Source organism: Shewanella sp. 30m-14, from assembly GCF_052977125.1.
In genome coordinates this window covers 1-14,488 of record NZ_JBRILW010000037.1, presented here as the reverse complement: position 1 = coordinate 14,488, position 14,488 = coordinate 1, and the positions used below count along the sequence as shown (strand labels likewise).

Here is a 14,488-nt window from a genome sequence, read left to right as displayed (position 1 = left end):
AGCCCCTTGCGGATAACTGCGAGGGGCTTTTTACGGGCAAATTAACATATTAAATCACTACTACTTTGCCGCGACCATCACCGAACACTGCTTAGGTTTAACCTTAGCTTTTTTGCTTTTTGGCTTAGCTTCTGCTGTCGCAGTTGATTTAGACGCAAGCGGTTTCGGTTTTTCAACCTGAGTTTGAGTCAACTGTTGTTTCCACCAGCCCAGCTCACCACAGCCATTGCCGCTGGGGATCGCCGCTTGATCTCGGCAAAAAGGGTTATCATCAGGGCAACTCAGTCTAACGTGCATATGATAGGTATGGCCCCACCAAGGACGAACCTTATTCAGCCAGGAATCATTAGCTAAGCGCAGATCACAAAGGTGTTGCTTAATCACGGGGCTGACAAATATCCTTGCAACACGTTCATCTTCTGAGGCCAGCTTTAGCATTTGAGTATGCGCCTTAGACCATACCTGAGTATCAAGTTTGAACTGCTTCTTATTGACCAATTTAAGGGGGGTAGGCTGCTCACGCTCAGCCTCTGTTAACGGCTGACTCGTTTGCTTCAACCAAATATCAACATCTAGCCCTATCTGATGACTGCTATGTCCCTTAGTAAAATTGCCGCCCCTTGGCATCGACATGTCGGCGACCAAAATATCACTGAAGCCTTGCTGATTAAGCTTGGTAGCATAACCCTCTATAAATCGTATCAGACTGGGGTGACCATAATAACGCTGTCTTGCGGTACGAATAACCTGATAACCTTTGCCAACCAGTGGCAGCGCTTGAGCCCCCTTCAAACACCCATTGGCATAACTGCCAATGGCACTGGCTTGAGTACCATAAGTGGTACCCACGGCTTCCCAAGGATTTGCCGCCGCCATCGATGCAACAAACAGGCTCAAGCCTACAAATCGGCGTACGCCTAGCCCGGTGATCTTCCACAATCGGCTCGCTAACATCCCTTATCTCCCTATGGCGATGGTTACTTTAGAATGCATAAACTAAGTCAACCCACTTTGATTCACTCTATAAATGCATTTTGGCTCACTCCATAAAAGATAGTTGAGATTACAGCGCTATCATCAGCGTAAGCTAAATAATGATCGCTACAGTAGGTTTTACAGAGGGGATTTTTGATGGGTAGTTTTTTAAGAGGAATTTAAAGGATATTTTTGAATCAGAGTCTTTAAAAGATAGCCTTTGAAGAATAGCTTTAAAGTAGAGCCTTTAAAGGGGAGTCGCTCTGCGGGCCAATAGCTCAACTCTTGAGTGTTCGACTGTAAACGAGTATTTGAGACGCAATTTGATTCTAGTTAACCGTCCTAAAACGTAATGTAGAAGACTCACTTTCAGCTATTTGCCAAGCCTCTCTTTTGCTGTTCACATATAAGTCTCTGCAATTTAAAAAGAGTATCAGCCATGATACCGCCTATCACTTAACATCGTGTATATGCTATTAGAATCAGTCTACACATGAAATCAATACAATCATCCACATAAGCATAAACAGCCTAGAAAATGCGGAGCGATCCCGCTCCGCGTACTAAATATGCCAGCCATGCTGGCACTTTATTCATTAAGGTGGTTAGGCATAACCGCAAGCATCATTATGGAATAAAAACATTTCATATGACTCGCCCCTTAATAACTAAAGCGCTGTATTAACAACTTGCAAACCGTAGCTAAAAAGCAAGAGATAACACTGATGGCAGACTAATGCGTCAGCGTTATTTCTCAAGCCTTCTCCATTATCCATAATGGAGGTTCAAAAGATTAAACTTGCTTGAATATCGGTGCTGCAATGAGCACCAGATATTCAAAGGTATTACTTGCGCCCTTGATATAACCAACGGTAAAGCGTCGGTAATACTAATAAGGTCAGCGCTGTCGAACTAAAGAGACCACCGATAATCACCACGGCTAGCGGCTGCTGGATCTCACTTCCTACTCCTGACGAAATCAGGATTGGAATAAGGCCTAATGCTGAGGTTAGTGCCGTCATCAGTACTGGGCGTAAACGCCCTACCGTGCCTTCATAAACCGCATCATAGAGCGTCTCGTCGGTCTCTTCTTTAACGCTGGCTCGACGTTGATTAATAGAGTCGACCAATACCACTCCGTTTAGCACCGCCACCCCAAACAAGGTGATAAAACCAATAGAGCTAGGCACCGACAGATAAGTGCCGCTGACAAACAGTGCAACCACACCACCAATTAAGGCCAGCGGTACGTTGGCCATAATCAAGCCAACTTGCTTTACTGAGCCAAAAGAGAAATACAGTAGCAGTGCAATCAAACCGATAGAGATAGGTACGACCAACATTAACTTTTGCTGAGCACGCTGCTGGTTCTCATACTGACCGCCCACAACTACTGTGTAACCCGGTGGAAGTTCAGCCTGAGGCACGATGGCGTAAATATCATTGACCACTGAGCCCATGTCACGATCAGAAACGTTAGCCTGCACCACAACGCGGCGCTGAACATCATCACGACGAATGTTAGGTGGTGCCATCTCAATCACAACATCGGCGACTTCACCAAGACGAACCGTAGCACCGCTGACGCCCGTCAATAGCAAGTTTTCTAACACATCTGGAGAGCTACGATATTGCTCATCTAAACGCACGTAAATATCGTAACGCGCATTACCATCGATAACTTGGCCTGCACTCCCGCCACCAATACCCTGGCTAACCAGCGCCATGATTTCATCAACACTAATGCCATAGCGAGCCAGTTGATCACGCTTAGGGCGAACAACTAATTGCGCCTCACCACTGACCTGCTCCAGTGATACGTCTACCGCACCTGGGATCTGTGAGACTAAATCGGTCAGCACTTGGCCGCGCTCAGATAATACATCTAAGTCGGGTCCAAAAATCTTAATCGCTAGCTGGGCTTTAACACCTGACAACAGTTCATCGACGCGAGTCGCAATGGGCTGGGAGAAGGTAAACAGTAACCCTGGATAGACGTTAAGTTTTTCTTCCATCTTACGTTGCAGTTCAAAGCGATTTTCCGCGCTTACCCATTCATCAACCGGTTTCAATCCGATATAAATCTCGATGTTGTTAACAGGTTCAGGGTCGCCACCTAACTCAGCAGCACCAATACGGCTTAGGGCGTAATCCACTTCAGGGAATTCAAGCAGAATCGCCTCAAGCTTTGGGGCAACATCCAGTGATGTGCTAAGACTTGCCGTAGGAGCAAGGGTGACACGCAGGTTAATGGTGCCCTCTTCAAGTTCAGGTACAAACTCTGTCCCTAACCTTGGCAATAACATCATGCTCATGGCAAACATGACAGCAGATGCAATCACCAACACTTTAGGGTGTGCCATGGTTATGCTTAATAGTTTACGGTAAACGGACTCAATCGGCTTAAGCACCGCACTTTCTCGTAGCACAACGCCGCGTTTAAATAGATATACCGCAAGCGCAGGTACCGCAATCAAGGCAACTAACAATGCCGAGATCATCGCAAGAATAATACTCACCGCCATCGGCTGGAATAACTTACCCTCAACACCTTCAAGGGCAAACAAGGGTGCAAACACCACGATGATGATCGCGGTCGCGAAGAAAATTGGGCTACATACCTCTTTAGCCGCCAGCATGACGCGCATAGCGATACCACCGCTAGATTCATCATGAACGCTATTTTTAGTGCCATTTTCATCGCTATGGTAAGGATCTACCTCACCAGAAGCGCGCTTTTGAGCGTTTAGTAAGTGGCGTTTATCGGGTTGAGTGAGATGCTTGAAGATATTCTCTACCATCACCACCGAGCCATCCACCAGCATACCAATGGCAACCGCTAAGCCACCCAATGACATCAAGTTTGCTGACATACCAAAGTAAGACATCACTAACAGTGCAAGACCGATAGAAACAGGAATAGACAGTAGTACCAACATGGTCGCGCGGATGTTGACTAAGAACAGCGCCAAGATCACCACGATAAAGATAAACGCCATGAATAGCGCGTCACGTACCGTAGTAACGGCTTGATTAACAAGGTCTGCTTGATCATAGAAGACTTCAAACGACACACCATCAGGTAGCGCCTGCTCAATCATTGCAGTGCGATCGCTAATATCGTCGATCGTTTCTTTGGTGTTCGCACCCATACGTTTAAGTACAACACCTGCAACCACTTCACCCAGATTTTGAGTATTTCCCGCTTCGTCACGGCGCGTCATTGTCACCGCACCAACGCGGATTTCACTGCCGTAATCGACCTTAGCAATATCACCCACACGTACAGGGGTACCGGCAACTTCGGTCAGTGGGATTTGTGCAATCGCTTTTAGACCCGCATCGCCCGCAGGCAATAAACCATAACCACGTACAACTAATTGCTCCTGGCCCTGATCCATAAACCAGCCACCCGCGTTGCGGTTATTGCTCTCTAACGCGCTAGTGACCTGCGCCATAGATAAGCCGTAGCTCAATAGCTTGTTTGGCTCTATTTGCACTTGGTACTGACGTACCTCACCACCAAACGATAATACTTCAGTCACGCCGCCCACAGGCATCATGATAAGTTTCACCATGTAGTCGTTGATACTACGCAGTTCAGCAGCATTCACTCCTGACTCAGGTGTGGCACGCAAGATGTACTGATAGATCTGTCCAAGACCTGACGTATTTGGGCCAATTTCAGGTACGCCAACTCCGTCGGGGATCATTTCGCGTGCCGCTTGTAACTGCTCAAAGACTTGCTGACGCGCAAAATAAATATCAGTGCCTTCAGCAAATACCACAGTCACAATCGACAAACCCGTACGTGAAAGTGAGCGAACCTCAGTCACCGCAGGCAAGGCATACATCGCCGACTCAACAGGGTAACTGATTAACTTTTCAACCTCTTCCGCCGCTAAGCCTTCGGCAGCAGTATTAACCGTTACCTGAACGTTGGTTACGTCAGGAAAGGCATCTAAATTGAGTTTTGGTAGCATAGCGATACTGGCAATAACTAAGCCTATTAGCGCAAGCACTACCATCAGACGGTTGCGAACGGCAACGTCTATGAGTTTCTGTAACATAGCTGCAGCCTCTTAATGATTGTGGATATCGAAACCAGATTTAGCTTGCTCAGAGGCGAGTAGAAACGCACCTGACACAACAACCTGAGCATCTTTCGCCAAACCGCGCACCAAGTTCATGCCGCGCTGACGCTCAACCACTTCAATCTCTATCGCTTCAAAACCATCAGCGCCTTCGATGAACACCTGCCAGTGACCGTCGCTACTACGTGTTAGCGCCGAATCAGGTAAAATAACCCCACCTTCTGAAGCATCAGGAAGGTACAGTTCAGCAAATTGACCTGCATGTAACACATGGCCTGCATTTTCAAAGGCCACTAAGATCTGCTCAGTACGAGTGACGCTATCAAGCTCATGTGAACGACCAATGATGGTGCCTTCCATGCTCTTGTCGCCAACTTTGACCACTGTTTTGCTACCAATACTGACATTTTCAGCTTGCACTGGCGTCAACTCAGCTTCTACCCAAAGGTGTGACTCATCCGTTAACTGCATTAGCGCCGTACCTGCCGGTATAATTTGGCCTAACATGGCGATATCTTGCTGAACACGACCAGTAATCGGCGCAATCAACTGATAACTACCTATGGTTTCTGGTGCATTAGCTAAGGCTTTAATCTGCGCTGGCGTCATCTTCATCGCTTCTAACGTGGCACGCTTAAGCTCGGCATCCACTTGAGCTTGCAGGCGACGACTCGCGCTGACAGCGCTAGCGCTCATGCGCTTCACTCGGCTCCACTCTGCTGCGGCATTAATATAGTCAGCTTGCGCTTGAGCCACGGCGACGCCGCCTAGCGTTAGCAGTACATCTCCCTTGTTAACTTCTTGCCCTGGAACAACGCTTCTTTTTAATATGCGAACATCTACCTGAGGAGCAATAGTGACGGTTCTGTCTCTATCCACGACCAAGGTGGCTGTAGCGACAGCTTCTAGACTAAAAGTTTGCTCACTCAACTGAGCGACTTCGATACCCGCCAATGCCTTTTGCTCAGCGGTCAATTTAATACCATGAGCCTCTGCTTCAGCTTCTTCTGCATCGTGACCATGACCATCACCTTGTGCGTTCTCTTGTTCTGCATCGTGATCATGACCGTCATCCAGTGCATTTGCTTGATCAGCGTCGTGATCGTGGCTGTCACCATGGGCGTTGGCTTCTTCGGCGTTATGCTCGTGAGCATCATCTTGTACTTTCATCAAAATGATCTCTTCAGCACCGTGATCATGGTCATCGCCAGCGGTTGCAATCGTAGGCAATAAAAACGCCGTGGTTAGTGATATCAAAAAGCCAAAGCTCATTGCACGAGTAATTGCATTTAGTCCGAATACGCTCGATTTTACAGTGCTGTTCATATTGTTAAGCATCACTTGTTGTACTGTTGAATTATTTGTCGTTTTCATCATCTAAGCCTTTATTTTCTTTGCTCAAGAGCTGCCACATTGGCACCTTGAGTTGATAGCTGACTATTGAGGTAGCCTTCCAATTGCCCACTTACACCCATCCAGTTCAACCAGTTTTCATACAGGGCTGATTCGAGCGTTAGACCCGCTATATAGCTGCTGCTCATCTGTCTTTGGCTTTGTAGGTAATCGCTAGTATTGATGTCGCCAGCCTGCCACTGTTGTGACAATGATTTGGCCGCTTTAGTACCTGATGTAAGGACTAAATCACTCCAATCTTTATAGCGCTCAGTGAGTCGAGGAAGGCTTAATGAAAACTGCTTTTGTTGCTGTAACAACACACGTTCTTCGGCAAGGTAGGCTTGCTCTGCAATCACAATACCTTGATTAGCAACAGCAATAGCTTCGCTATAGTTATTTCTAATCTGTAGAGGGATCGACACGCCTACACCGAACTTATTCTCGTCACCTTCACGCTCTGCGCTAAGGCTAATACTCGGATCGGCGCTACCATCAGCCTTTGCTTGTTCTACTGCGACTTTGGCAACCAGTACTTGTTGATAAGCACTCTTAAGTGCTGGCAGCTCTGGTGATACCTCTAAACGACTTGCTTGTAGCGTTAATGCATTAATAAAATCTTCAAACGGCAGTTCAAATTCACCAAACAATGCCAATACGGCTCCATCTGCTGCAATTGATGCTTGCTCGCCCAAGGCGTAATCAGCGGCGCTGTTAGCAACGTCGAGTTGCATTAACTGCAACTCAACACTCGACATATCACCCACCTCGGTGCGCTGACGCGCAATTTCGAGTTGCTCTTTGGCGCGATTGAACTGCTGCTTTTGAAACTCTAGCACCTTACGCGCCTGGTTTTGATTAGCTAACGCTTGCAATCTTTCGGCTAGCATCTGATTGCGTTCTAGCGTGATAGTAGACAGTAAAATTTCGCTTTCAAGCTGTGCTATACGGGTAGCAACACCACGCTTATCGCCCCAATCGATAGTCTGACTGATATCTAGGCTATAAGTGTCATCGGTGGCATTTTGGTAACCCAAACCAAGCTCGGGGTTATAAACCGCCTTGTCTGACGCAGCCATGTTTAACTGTGCCTGTTGGCGGCGCGCAGCTTGAGCCTGCACTTCTGGCAAACTATTGAAGCGTTGCATAACCTCAGGAAGCCAATGGTTAAACTGCCCCATGTTATTTGTAGAGGCGCCAATTTGCGCTTGAGCCATAGACTCGGGCAATTGAGGCTCAGTGTCCGCAGCTTGCAGCCTAGTCACTGAACCTGCCAAAAGGCCGAGTATCAGGCTGGCAATTATCGTTTTTTTCATCGTGGATCCTATCAACCCGAACGCCATCACTTCTATGCGATAAAAAACACCTAGCCTATGTAGGCTGCAGTCGTGTCAATGGCATGAATATGCGCTCGGATGTAAATCGATATGAGTCAGTATGGATCCCATGATTTACCCCACAGATGACACAAATAATATCGAGTCAATAAGCGAGATATAGCAAGATCCACACAGTAATGTAATAAAGATTTAGCGAAGCTGAAGTTGGCGCTTAGCGTATGTAGCGCTGAAGGTGAAAATCACCTAGCCGATTTCAACCCCTATAGGGTTAAACGATTGGGGGGCGGTAATCCGGGAGTTGCTCTGGGGGAAGGTATTGCTCGTTAATACTATTTAGCTCATCGCTCACAGGTACTGATGGCACGATAGAGACAAATGACATTGCCGTCACGTGACCGCCGTGACAAGGGCAATCGAGGCACAACTCAAAACTTTTCGATTCGGTTTTATTGATTGTATGACTATGTGCGGTGTCATCGACATTAACGACTTGCTGTTCAATTGGGCAGGTACAGTCTACACATTGAGCAGAGGTTATAACATCTGCAATAAATTCGAGATGTGGGTGTGGCGCGCTTTCTTCCTCGTGATCCCCTAAATGTAACTGGTGCGCGCCAAGATTGCCGCCTGCAAATTGCAGGAGGACAACGGCGATCAGCACAGCTGCCATTTTATAAAGAGACTGGGGACTAAATAGACGCAAACTTCACCTATTGATTCGGTTTATAAAGCTAACAAAAAACGTATTGTAGCGATTAAGACTCGCATAATAGACTAAAGTTCACTGTAAACAAGATATTATCTAGCGCTTAGTGAACTTGCTCTCATTTTCAATGCGAGTCGGTTAAACTGTTGATATTTATTTAAATACACAGTGTTTAGCGTAATCGGCCGCTTCGTTAGCCGTCCAGTCTCCAGATGGCTTTTCTTTCATCTGTTTACACCAAGCTTCGCTGCCAACTTCTGGCGCACAAGCGCTCAGCCCAAATACCAGTGCACAAACCAATGACAGCCCTGACAGTTTAGTTAAAGACATCTGTAAATCCTTCTATTTAAATACGGCAATGAATGTTGCCCGATTATACCAAGATTAATTGCCCGTACGAGCAGCGATCCATTGTGTAGCCAACTCTTTTTGTTCTAATGGATACCAGGCCACTTCACCTTGCATAAATGGCCCCATGAGCCGCACTGCATTACCAAACCAGTCAGGACCACCGACAAGCACTAAGGCATCGAAATTTGGCAACTGAACTTCGCCGCTTCCTGTTAACGATTGCTGCTGCCAGCCCTCGAGTAAAACATCGGCTTCTACATAGATACAGATCTTACCGCTTGTGTCGCGATAACGCTCAATCAATGGTTGCATGATCTGACCGTAATCCTGGGTCGATAAGCGACCACTGGCAAATAAACTGATCACACCCTTAGCAATATCAGGGATCTTACACAGCATACATCGGCTCCGTAATTCTCAATAATGACGTAATGATTGCTTGATAATAGCAAACTCGCCGCGAAGGAAAAGTAGACCATCCCTTATTTCGGCTAAAAGTCTGTTAATATTGAGCAAAGGAAATTTAAGAGCCTACGCCTAGTTCCGCGTCAGGTAAACCATCAAAATAGGCGTACTGCTTTGGCAACAATAAAAATATCAAATTCAGTATCGATTCAAGACAGCGAACTCGAGTGGCAATTCATCCGCTCCAGTGGCGCAGGAGGCCAGCACCTCAATAAAGTGTCTACGGCTGCACAACTTATTTTTGATATCAAAAGTTCCTCTTTGCCTGAGTATTACCAGCAACGTTTACTCGCTAAGGCGGATCACCGCATTACCAAAAGCGGTAAAATCATCATTAAATGCCAGCAAAGCCGCAGTCAGGATTTTAATCGCCAAACCGCACTTGAGCAGTTTATTGTTTTAGTGGCCAGCGTTAATGCTGTGCAGAAAAAACGTATCGCGACCAAACCGACTAAAGGTAGCCAACGTCGCCGAGTCGATACAAAAAAACAGAAAGGGGCGACGAAAGCCCTCAGACAAAATAAATCTAACTTTTAGCCCTTAAGCCAAAGTAGAAAGAGGTGAGTCGAGATGAGAAATACTCACAAAGTTTGGCTATGTAGCTACAATGTTCGACAAGCAGCAGTTTTTTTGTTGAAATCAACGCTATAAGCGCATATTAATCTGCGTTCACAACAATGTATTCCAAGGGAATTGTCATGAGCAGCCAAGCAAAAATCTTATTAGTTAATGGTCCTAATTTAAATTTACTCGGACGCCGTGAACCTGGCCACTATGGTCATCATACACTGGATCAAATTGTCGATGATCTCAAGCAGAGTGCAACTCAAGCCGGAGTGCAATTAGAGCATATTCAATCAAACGCCGAACACTTACTGATTGAAGCTATTCACAATAGCGATGCCGATATAGTGATTATCAACCCCGCCGCCTTTACTCACACCAGTGTAGCGCTTAGAGATGCATTGCTTGGAGTCGCCATTCCATTTATTGAAGTTCATTTATCAAATGTGCACAGCCGTGAGCCATTCCGTCACCACTCTTACTTTTCCGATAAAGCCATTGGTGTGATCTGTGGCTTAGGCGCTCAGGGATATCAATTTGCACTGCAAGCCGCTATAGCTCGCTTAACTGCCACTGAAAAACATTAAGGTCAACCTAGTTAATGGATATTCGTAAAATCAAAAAACTGATCGAGTTAGTGCAAGAGTCTGATATTGCAGAACTTGAAATTAAAGAAGGTGAAGAGTCGGTGCGCATTTGTCGCCACAGCCCTGTACCGATGCAGTCAAATACACACGCATATCTCGCTCCAGCGAGTAGTGTCGCCCCAGCAATACCACGCCCAGTGAGCTCAAACAGTGCAGATGATAGCAACACACATCAGCTGCTATCGCCTATGGTTGGCACGGTTCACCTCACGGATAAAAATAGCCACACACCGCTGTGCACTGTCGGCCAAAACGTTAAGCTTGGTGAGGTCGTGTGCACCATCGAAGCCATGACGATGAGCAACCATATTACAGCCGATAAAGCGGGCATCATTAGTGCCATTTTGGTGGATGATGGTCAATATATCGACTTTGAGCAAGTCATTCTAGAGATAGAATAAACGCATATATACAAAAGCTTAAGTATTTAACAAGGAACCCTATGATACTCATTACCGGTGCAAGTAGCGGACTAGGCGCAGCGCTCGCCAAACTATACGGCGATGAAAGCCCAATTTGTATCACAGGCCGCAATAGCGAACGTTTACAGCACATTTCAGCCGTTATTAATCAGCCTTGCCTGACTCAAACTACCGATTTATGCAACGCTAATGCTGTTGAGGCCTTGTTTGATTCTCTGCCGCAAACACCTTCAATGATCATCCATAGTGCAGGCAGTGGCTATTTTGGCCCCATCGAAACACAATCATCTGAGGCTATTCAAACACTGCTTAATAACAACGTTACCTCAGCAGCTTTCTTACTACGTGAAGCTGTTAAGCGCTATAAAGACCAAGCTGTGACGGTGGTCATCGTCATGTCGACCGCTGCGTTAGTCGCTAAAGCCGAAGAGTCTACCTACTGCGCAGCAAAATGGGCTGTCAGAGGCTTGGTCGAGTCGGTACGTTTAGAGCTAAAGAATAGTCCAATGAAATTAATTGCTGTCTACCCTGGGGGCATGGCCACCGATTTTTGGCCTACCAGTGGTAAACAAGCCAATACCAGCGACTTTATGAGTGCTGATGAAGCTGCAGGCATGCTAAAACACGCTTTACAGAGCACCGAACACGGTTATATTTCGGATTTAACCATCGCTCGCGGTTAAACCTAATTGAGCGGTGATTATTAGCCGCTAAATTAAATGAAATAACTCAAACCTTTTATATACTTAGCGAACCTAAGAATAAATAATTTGACCTAGAGTCAGGATAAGGAAAGTGGATGCGAACGGGTTTACTGTTTCTGGTTTTCTCAACAATATGTTTATTTATCGGCTATCACACTTACCTATTTATTATGCCGAGTGTTAAGGTCATTAATCAGTCTGGACAAATTTTAACTCGAGTCGAAGTCAGTCTGCCGAGCAATAACTTAGTATTTGATAATATTGCCCCTACGCAAACAATGCGTATTCATTACAATACCGATCAAGCTGACGGAGACTACGCATACAGCATTCGACTATCATCTGGGGAGCACATTAATGGCCGCTGCGGTTACGTTACTCACGACCAATATATGAAAGTCCTAGAGTTGACCATAGACAGCGACGACCAAGTTAGCTGTGCTGAATAGGTTTATTCGCCAAGTAATGCAGCAATCTGCTGGTAACTGCTTTGGTTATTTTGATAATCAATTTCAATCGAATATAACTCGCCATTGACTAACAAAACTAATGATGGGAAACCTTGAATAGGTAAGTGCCTTGTACGGTTTAACTCCCCCTCTAACATCGCCCTGGTTTCATCACTGTTCAACGCTATCGCAAACTGCGTACTATCAAGCCCAAGTTTGTTCGCCAGTTCAACTAAAGTGGCATCATCAGATGGGTTCTTTGCCTCTAAATAATATGCCTGTTGAATAGCGAGCAACATCTCTTTTTCAAGGCCAGATTCTCGAGCCAGTAAAGCTGCGCGGCAAGCCGGATAAGTCGAACGACGTGGCTTACATTGCTGCCAAAAATCAAAATTAAACGCTGTGCCCAATTGCAAAGCAATTTTGCTCCAGGTTTGCACCAAAAACTGCTGCATCTCTTCAGGCATAGGCTCATCACTATCTGGTGCTAGGCCGCCCAATCTATATTCAATATTGAGTTCAGGAAAGTCTACTTGCAACTTAGATTGCAGTCCTAACCAAGTCTGCCTATAACCCCAGCACCAGCTACACATAGGATCATAAACATAATAAAGAATTGCCAAGTTCATGGATGATTGTACCTCCGTCCGTTTGAGGACTCCTAGACTACCTAGCCAGATAAATATGTCTAGTAATTAAGACCATTCAATCTATATTTTTCAACATATCATTCGAAGTAATCGATAAAATAAAGCATGAAAACCTAATCGATTTTCTATGTCGGTTATTATATTTAAACAGCTTTTACCCGTATCTAAGCTCAAACCCGATATCAGCATTATTCGCGGTTAGTTGTTAACGCTCACCTCTTGGTAGCTAAATTGGCCACTGTCTAGCTGCTGTTTGCGTTCCTGTTTAACATTAAAATCAAGCTGCTTAAGATCAACTCGTTTTATCGCACTGTCATTCATGGTTTTATAAAATAATAAACCATTGCTCTGATCAATTACCGAGGTCCATTGAGTCGCACTCGGCAGATCAGTAATGTGGGATTTATCATTAAATTCACTACCAATTGGGATATCGAAGTTATTCAAAATGTGAAAAGCTTGTGACACCGCCTGCTGAGCGTTATTCAACACAGGACTGCTATTGACGTAAAACGCTGCACGAACGAATCGAGATGGCGGTGAGATATCACCCGGAAGGCCCACAAAGTTAGAACCAACACCAAAGGATTGCGCCTCTACACCATTAATTTTCTGTGGTGGACTTATCCCAGGATGAAGATTGATATAATTATTAAGGTTGGTCACTTGCCAATTATAATCTGGCGAGTTAGTTAGCACCTTAGCCGTATTTTTATGAATATTTATTTTGCCGTGATCCATTATTTCAATCACTATGCTATTGCCCTGCTTATCTGATACCCGCCAATGCGCAGTCGGTGAAGGATTACCCTGCTGGTCAAAGTAGACTGTGACAATCTTAATTTTATCTAATGCAGCTTCAACCTCAGCGACAGTCTCAAATCGAGTCAACATCCAGCGTACAAAATCCATATCCGTAATGTTATTGTCAGTTTGCTTTGGGTCATACTTGGAAAGCGAGCCGTAATTGCGGAAATAAAAGAGCCCTGCACTTAAACCTTTCTCATTAATGCCTTCAGCAATAAAGCGATCATCACTGACTGAAATCCCCACAAAACCATAGTTACTGTTCCAGGTTAAGCCTTTTTTCTGATCGGGCATAATCGCCGTATATTGATAATCTCGAGGTGAGATAATGAGTTTACTATTAAGGTCATTATGACCCCACTCGATAGTACGAGCCTGAATTTGATCATTACTGCTAGTCGATAACGTTATTCCGGTACAAGCACTCGCACCATGACTAACAATGGAGGCGAGTACTAAAGCAAGTAGTGTTTTCTTCATGAATTTATTCTTAATCTTAGAAATGTATGACTGGATAAACCGCTCCATTAAACCTACACCTGAAAGGTAAAATTACAAAGCACTTCTACCAATTTGAATAAAGATGTCATTGCTTAGCGAGAGCTCTGCGACAGACGACGTAAGGAGTGTCGATATTGAAGCAGTATTTATCGACCGCTGGCGACTCTTTATCATCAAGAGTGGCATCGTTGCCAGCTTAAGTGGATAAGCCTCCTAAAACGGATAGCTCTATTCTGGCTAAGCACAGCGACGGTGCGACGTAAGGAGTGGCTCTTTTCAGCGTTCGCATATACGAAAAAAGCCCGTTGCATTAGCAACGGGCTTTATCGCTTCTCTTTCGAGAATAATTTGGCGCCTGGAAATGACCTACTCTCACATGGGGAGACCCCACACTACCATCGGCGATATTGCGTTTCACTTC

Annotated in this window: 15 protein-coding genes; 6 read left to right on the top strand and 9 right to left on the bottom strand. The window is 45.4% G+C overall.

All coding sequences use genetic code 11. The features are described 5' to 3' along the window. Positions 1–60 precede the first annotated feature (60 nt). The 7 genes from mepA to ACVBIU_RS19360 all read right to left on the bottom strand — a co-directional run bounded on the left by mepA (position 61) and on the right by ACVBIU_RS19360 (position 9,257). Positions 61–954, bottom strand: coding sequence for a penicillin-insensitive murein endopeptidase (mepA, locus tag ACVBIU_RS19390; protein ID WP_447162367.1), 894 nt, complete (start codon positions 952–954; stop codon positions 61–63). Between the two features lie 866 nt (positions 955–1,820). Further along, positions 1,821–5,045 carry an efflux RND transporter permease subunit gene (locus ACVBIU_RS19385; RefSeq protein WP_447164560.1) on the bottom strand — a complete coding sequence of 1,075 codons (3,225 nt, stop codon included), beginning with the start codon at positions 5,043–5,045 and terminating at the stop codon, positions 1,821–1,823. A gap of 12 nt (positions 5,046–5,057) precedes the next feature. Continuing rightward, positions 5,058–6,443: an efflux RND transporter periplasmic adaptor subunit gene (locus ACVBIU_RS19380; protein ID WP_447164559.1), complete on the bottom strand. Its 1,386-nt coding sequence runs from the start codon at positions 6,441–6,443 to the stop codon at positions 5,058–5,060. An 11-nt stretch (positions 6,444–6,454) separates the two neighbouring features. Further along, positions 6,455–7,777, bottom strand: a complete 1,323-nt coding sequence (locus tag ACVBIU_RS19375) for a TolC family protein (protein WP_447164558.1) — start codon at positions 7,775–7,777, stop codon at positions 6,455–6,457. A gap of 292 nt (positions 7,778–8,069) precedes the next feature. Further along, positions 8,070–8,471 carry a hypothetical protein gene (locus ACVBIU_RS19370; RefSeq protein ID WP_447162382.1) on the bottom strand — a complete coding sequence of 134 codons (402 nt, stop codon included), beginning with the start codon at positions 8,469–8,471 and terminating at the stop codon, positions 8,070–8,072. A gap of 189 nt (positions 8,472–8,660) precedes the next feature. Beyond that, complete coding sequence (locus ACVBIU_RS19365) at positions 8,661–8,837, bottom strand: DUF3012 domain-containing protein (protein ID WP_447162363.1); 177 nt, start codon at positions 8,835–8,837, stop codon at positions 8,661–8,663. Positions 8,838–8,891: 54 nt separating this feature from the next. Further along, the gene (locus tag ACVBIU_RS19360; protein WP_447162362.1) at positions 8,892–9,257 is read right to left on the bottom strand and encodes an STAS/SEC14 domain-containing protein; all 366 of its coding nucleotides are present in this window, start codon (positions 9,255–9,257) and stop codon (positions 8,892–8,894) included. 180 nt (positions 9,258–9,437) lie between these two features. Here ACVBIU_RS19360 and arfB point away from each other — a divergent pair, with 180 nt between their 5' ends. The 5 genes from arfB to ACVBIU_RS19335 all read left to right on the top strand — a co-directional run bounded on the left by arfB (position 9,438) and on the right by ACVBIU_RS19335 (position 12,109). Next, positions 9,438–9,860: an alternative ribosome rescue aminoacyl-tRNA hydrolase ArfB gene (gene arfB / locus ACVBIU_RS19355; protein WP_447162361.1), complete on the top strand. Its 423-nt coding sequence runs from the start codon at positions 9,438–9,440 to the stop codon at positions 9,858–9,860. 161 nt (positions 9,861–10,021) lie between these two features. Then, on the top strand, positions 10,022–10,474 hold the full coding sequence (aroQ, locus tag ACVBIU_RS19350; RefSeq protein ID WP_447164557.1) for a type II 3-dehydroquinate dehydratase: 453 nt from the start codon (positions 10,022–10,024) through the stop codon (positions 10,472–10,474). 14 nt (positions 10,475–10,488) lie between these two features. Beyond that, positions 10,489–10,935, top strand: coding sequence for an acetyl-CoA carboxylase biotin carboxyl carrier protein (gene accB, locus ACVBIU_RS19345; protein WP_447164556.1), 447 nt, complete (start codon positions 10,489–10,491; stop codon positions 10,933–10,935). Between the two features lie 41 nt (positions 10,936–10,976). Beyond that, complete coding sequence (locus tag ACVBIU_RS19340) at positions 10,977–11,639, top strand: SDR family NAD(P)-dependent oxidoreductase (protein ID WP_447164555.1); 663 nt, start codon at positions 10,977–10,979, stop codon at positions 11,637–11,639. A 116-nt stretch (positions 11,640–11,755) separates the two neighbouring features. Next, complete coding sequence (locus ACVBIU_RS19335) at positions 11,756–12,109, top strand: hypothetical protein (protein WP_447164554.1); 354 nt, start codon at positions 11,756–11,758, stop codon at positions 12,107–12,109. A 2-nt stretch (positions 12,110–12,111) separates the two neighbouring features. On the opposite strand, the gene ACVBIU_RS19330 is transcribed toward ACVBIU_RS19335, so the two are convergent. Both ACVBIU_RS19330 and ACVBIU_RS19325 read right to left on the bottom strand, forming a co-directional pair. Beyond that, positions 12,112–12,738, bottom strand: a complete 627-nt coding sequence (locus tag ACVBIU_RS19330) for a DsbA family protein (RefSeq protein WP_447164553.1) — start codon at positions 12,736–12,738, stop codon at positions 12,112–12,114. A gap of 219 nt (positions 12,739–12,957) precedes the next feature. Then, complete coding sequence (locus ACVBIU_RS19325) at positions 12,958–14,046, bottom strand: linear amide C-N hydrolase (protein ID WP_447164552.1); 1,089 nt, start codon at positions 14,044–14,046, stop codon at positions 12,958–12,960. Positions 14,047–14,149: 103 nt separating this feature from the next. Between ACVBIU_RS19325 and ACVBIU_RS19320 the strand changes: the two genes are divergently transcribed. Further along, positions 14,150–14,275 carry a hypothetical protein gene (locus tag ACVBIU_RS19320; RefSeq protein ID WP_447162354.1) on the top strand — a complete coding sequence of 42 codons (126 nt, stop codon included), beginning with the start codon at positions 14,150–14,152 and terminating at the stop codon, positions 14,273–14,275. The last annotated feature ends 213 nt before the right edge of the window (positions 14,276–14,488 follow it).

Coding starts and splice junctions, on each gene's coding strand:
- mepA (WP_447162367.1), bottom strand. CDS start 954: ATGTTAGCGAGCCGATTGTGGAAGATCACCGGGCTAGGCGTACGCCGA.
- ACVBIU_RS19385 (WP_447164560.1), bottom strand. CDS start 5,045: ATGTTACAGAAACTCATAGACGTTGCCGTTCGCAACCGTCTGATGGTA.
- ACVBIU_RS19380 (WP_447164559.1), bottom strand. CDS start 6,443: ATGAAAACGACAAATAATTCAACAGTACAACAAGTGATGCTTAACAAT.
- ACVBIU_RS19375 (WP_447164558.1), bottom strand. CDS start 7,777: ATGAAAAAAACGATAATTGCCAGCCTGATACTCGGCCTTTTGGCAGGT.
- ACVBIU_RS19370 (WP_447162382.1), bottom strand. CDS start 8,471: ATGGCAGCTGTGCTGATCGCCGTTGTCCTCCTGCAATTTGCAGGCGGC.
- ACVBIU_RS19365 (WP_447162363.1), bottom strand. CDS start 8,837: ATGTCTTTAACTAAACTGTCAGGGCTGTCATTGGTTTGTGCACTGGTA.
- ACVBIU_RS19360 (WP_447162362.1), bottom strand. CDS start 9,257: ATGCTGTGTAAGATCCCTGATATTGCTAAGGGTGTGATCAGTTTATTT.
- aroQ (WP_447164557.1), top strand. CDS start 10,022: ATGAGCAGCCAAGCAAAAATCTTATTAGTTAATGGTCCTAATTTAAAT.
- accB (WP_447164556.1), top strand. CDS start 10,489: ATGGATATTCGTAAAATCAAAAAACTGATCGAGTTAGTGCAAGAGTCT.
- ACVBIU_RS19340 (WP_447164555.1), top strand. CDS start 10,977: ATGATACTCATTACCGGTGCAAGTAGCGGACTAGGCGCAGCGCTCGCC.
- ACVBIU_RS19335 (WP_447164554.1), top strand. CDS start 11,756: ATGCGAACGGGTTTACTGTTTCTGGTTTTCTCAACAATATGTTTATTT.
- ACVBIU_RS19330 (WP_447164553.1), bottom strand. CDS start 12,738: ATGAACTTGGCAATTCTTTATTATGTTTATGATCCTATGTGTAGCTGG.
- ACVBIU_RS19325 (WP_447164552.1), bottom strand. CDS start 14,046: ATGAAGAAAACACTACTTGCTTTAGTACTCGCCTCCATTGTTAGTCAT.
- ACVBIU_RS19320 (WP_447162354.1), top strand. CDS start 14,150: ATGTCATTGCTTAGCGAGAGCTCTGCGACAGACGACGTAAGGAGTGTC.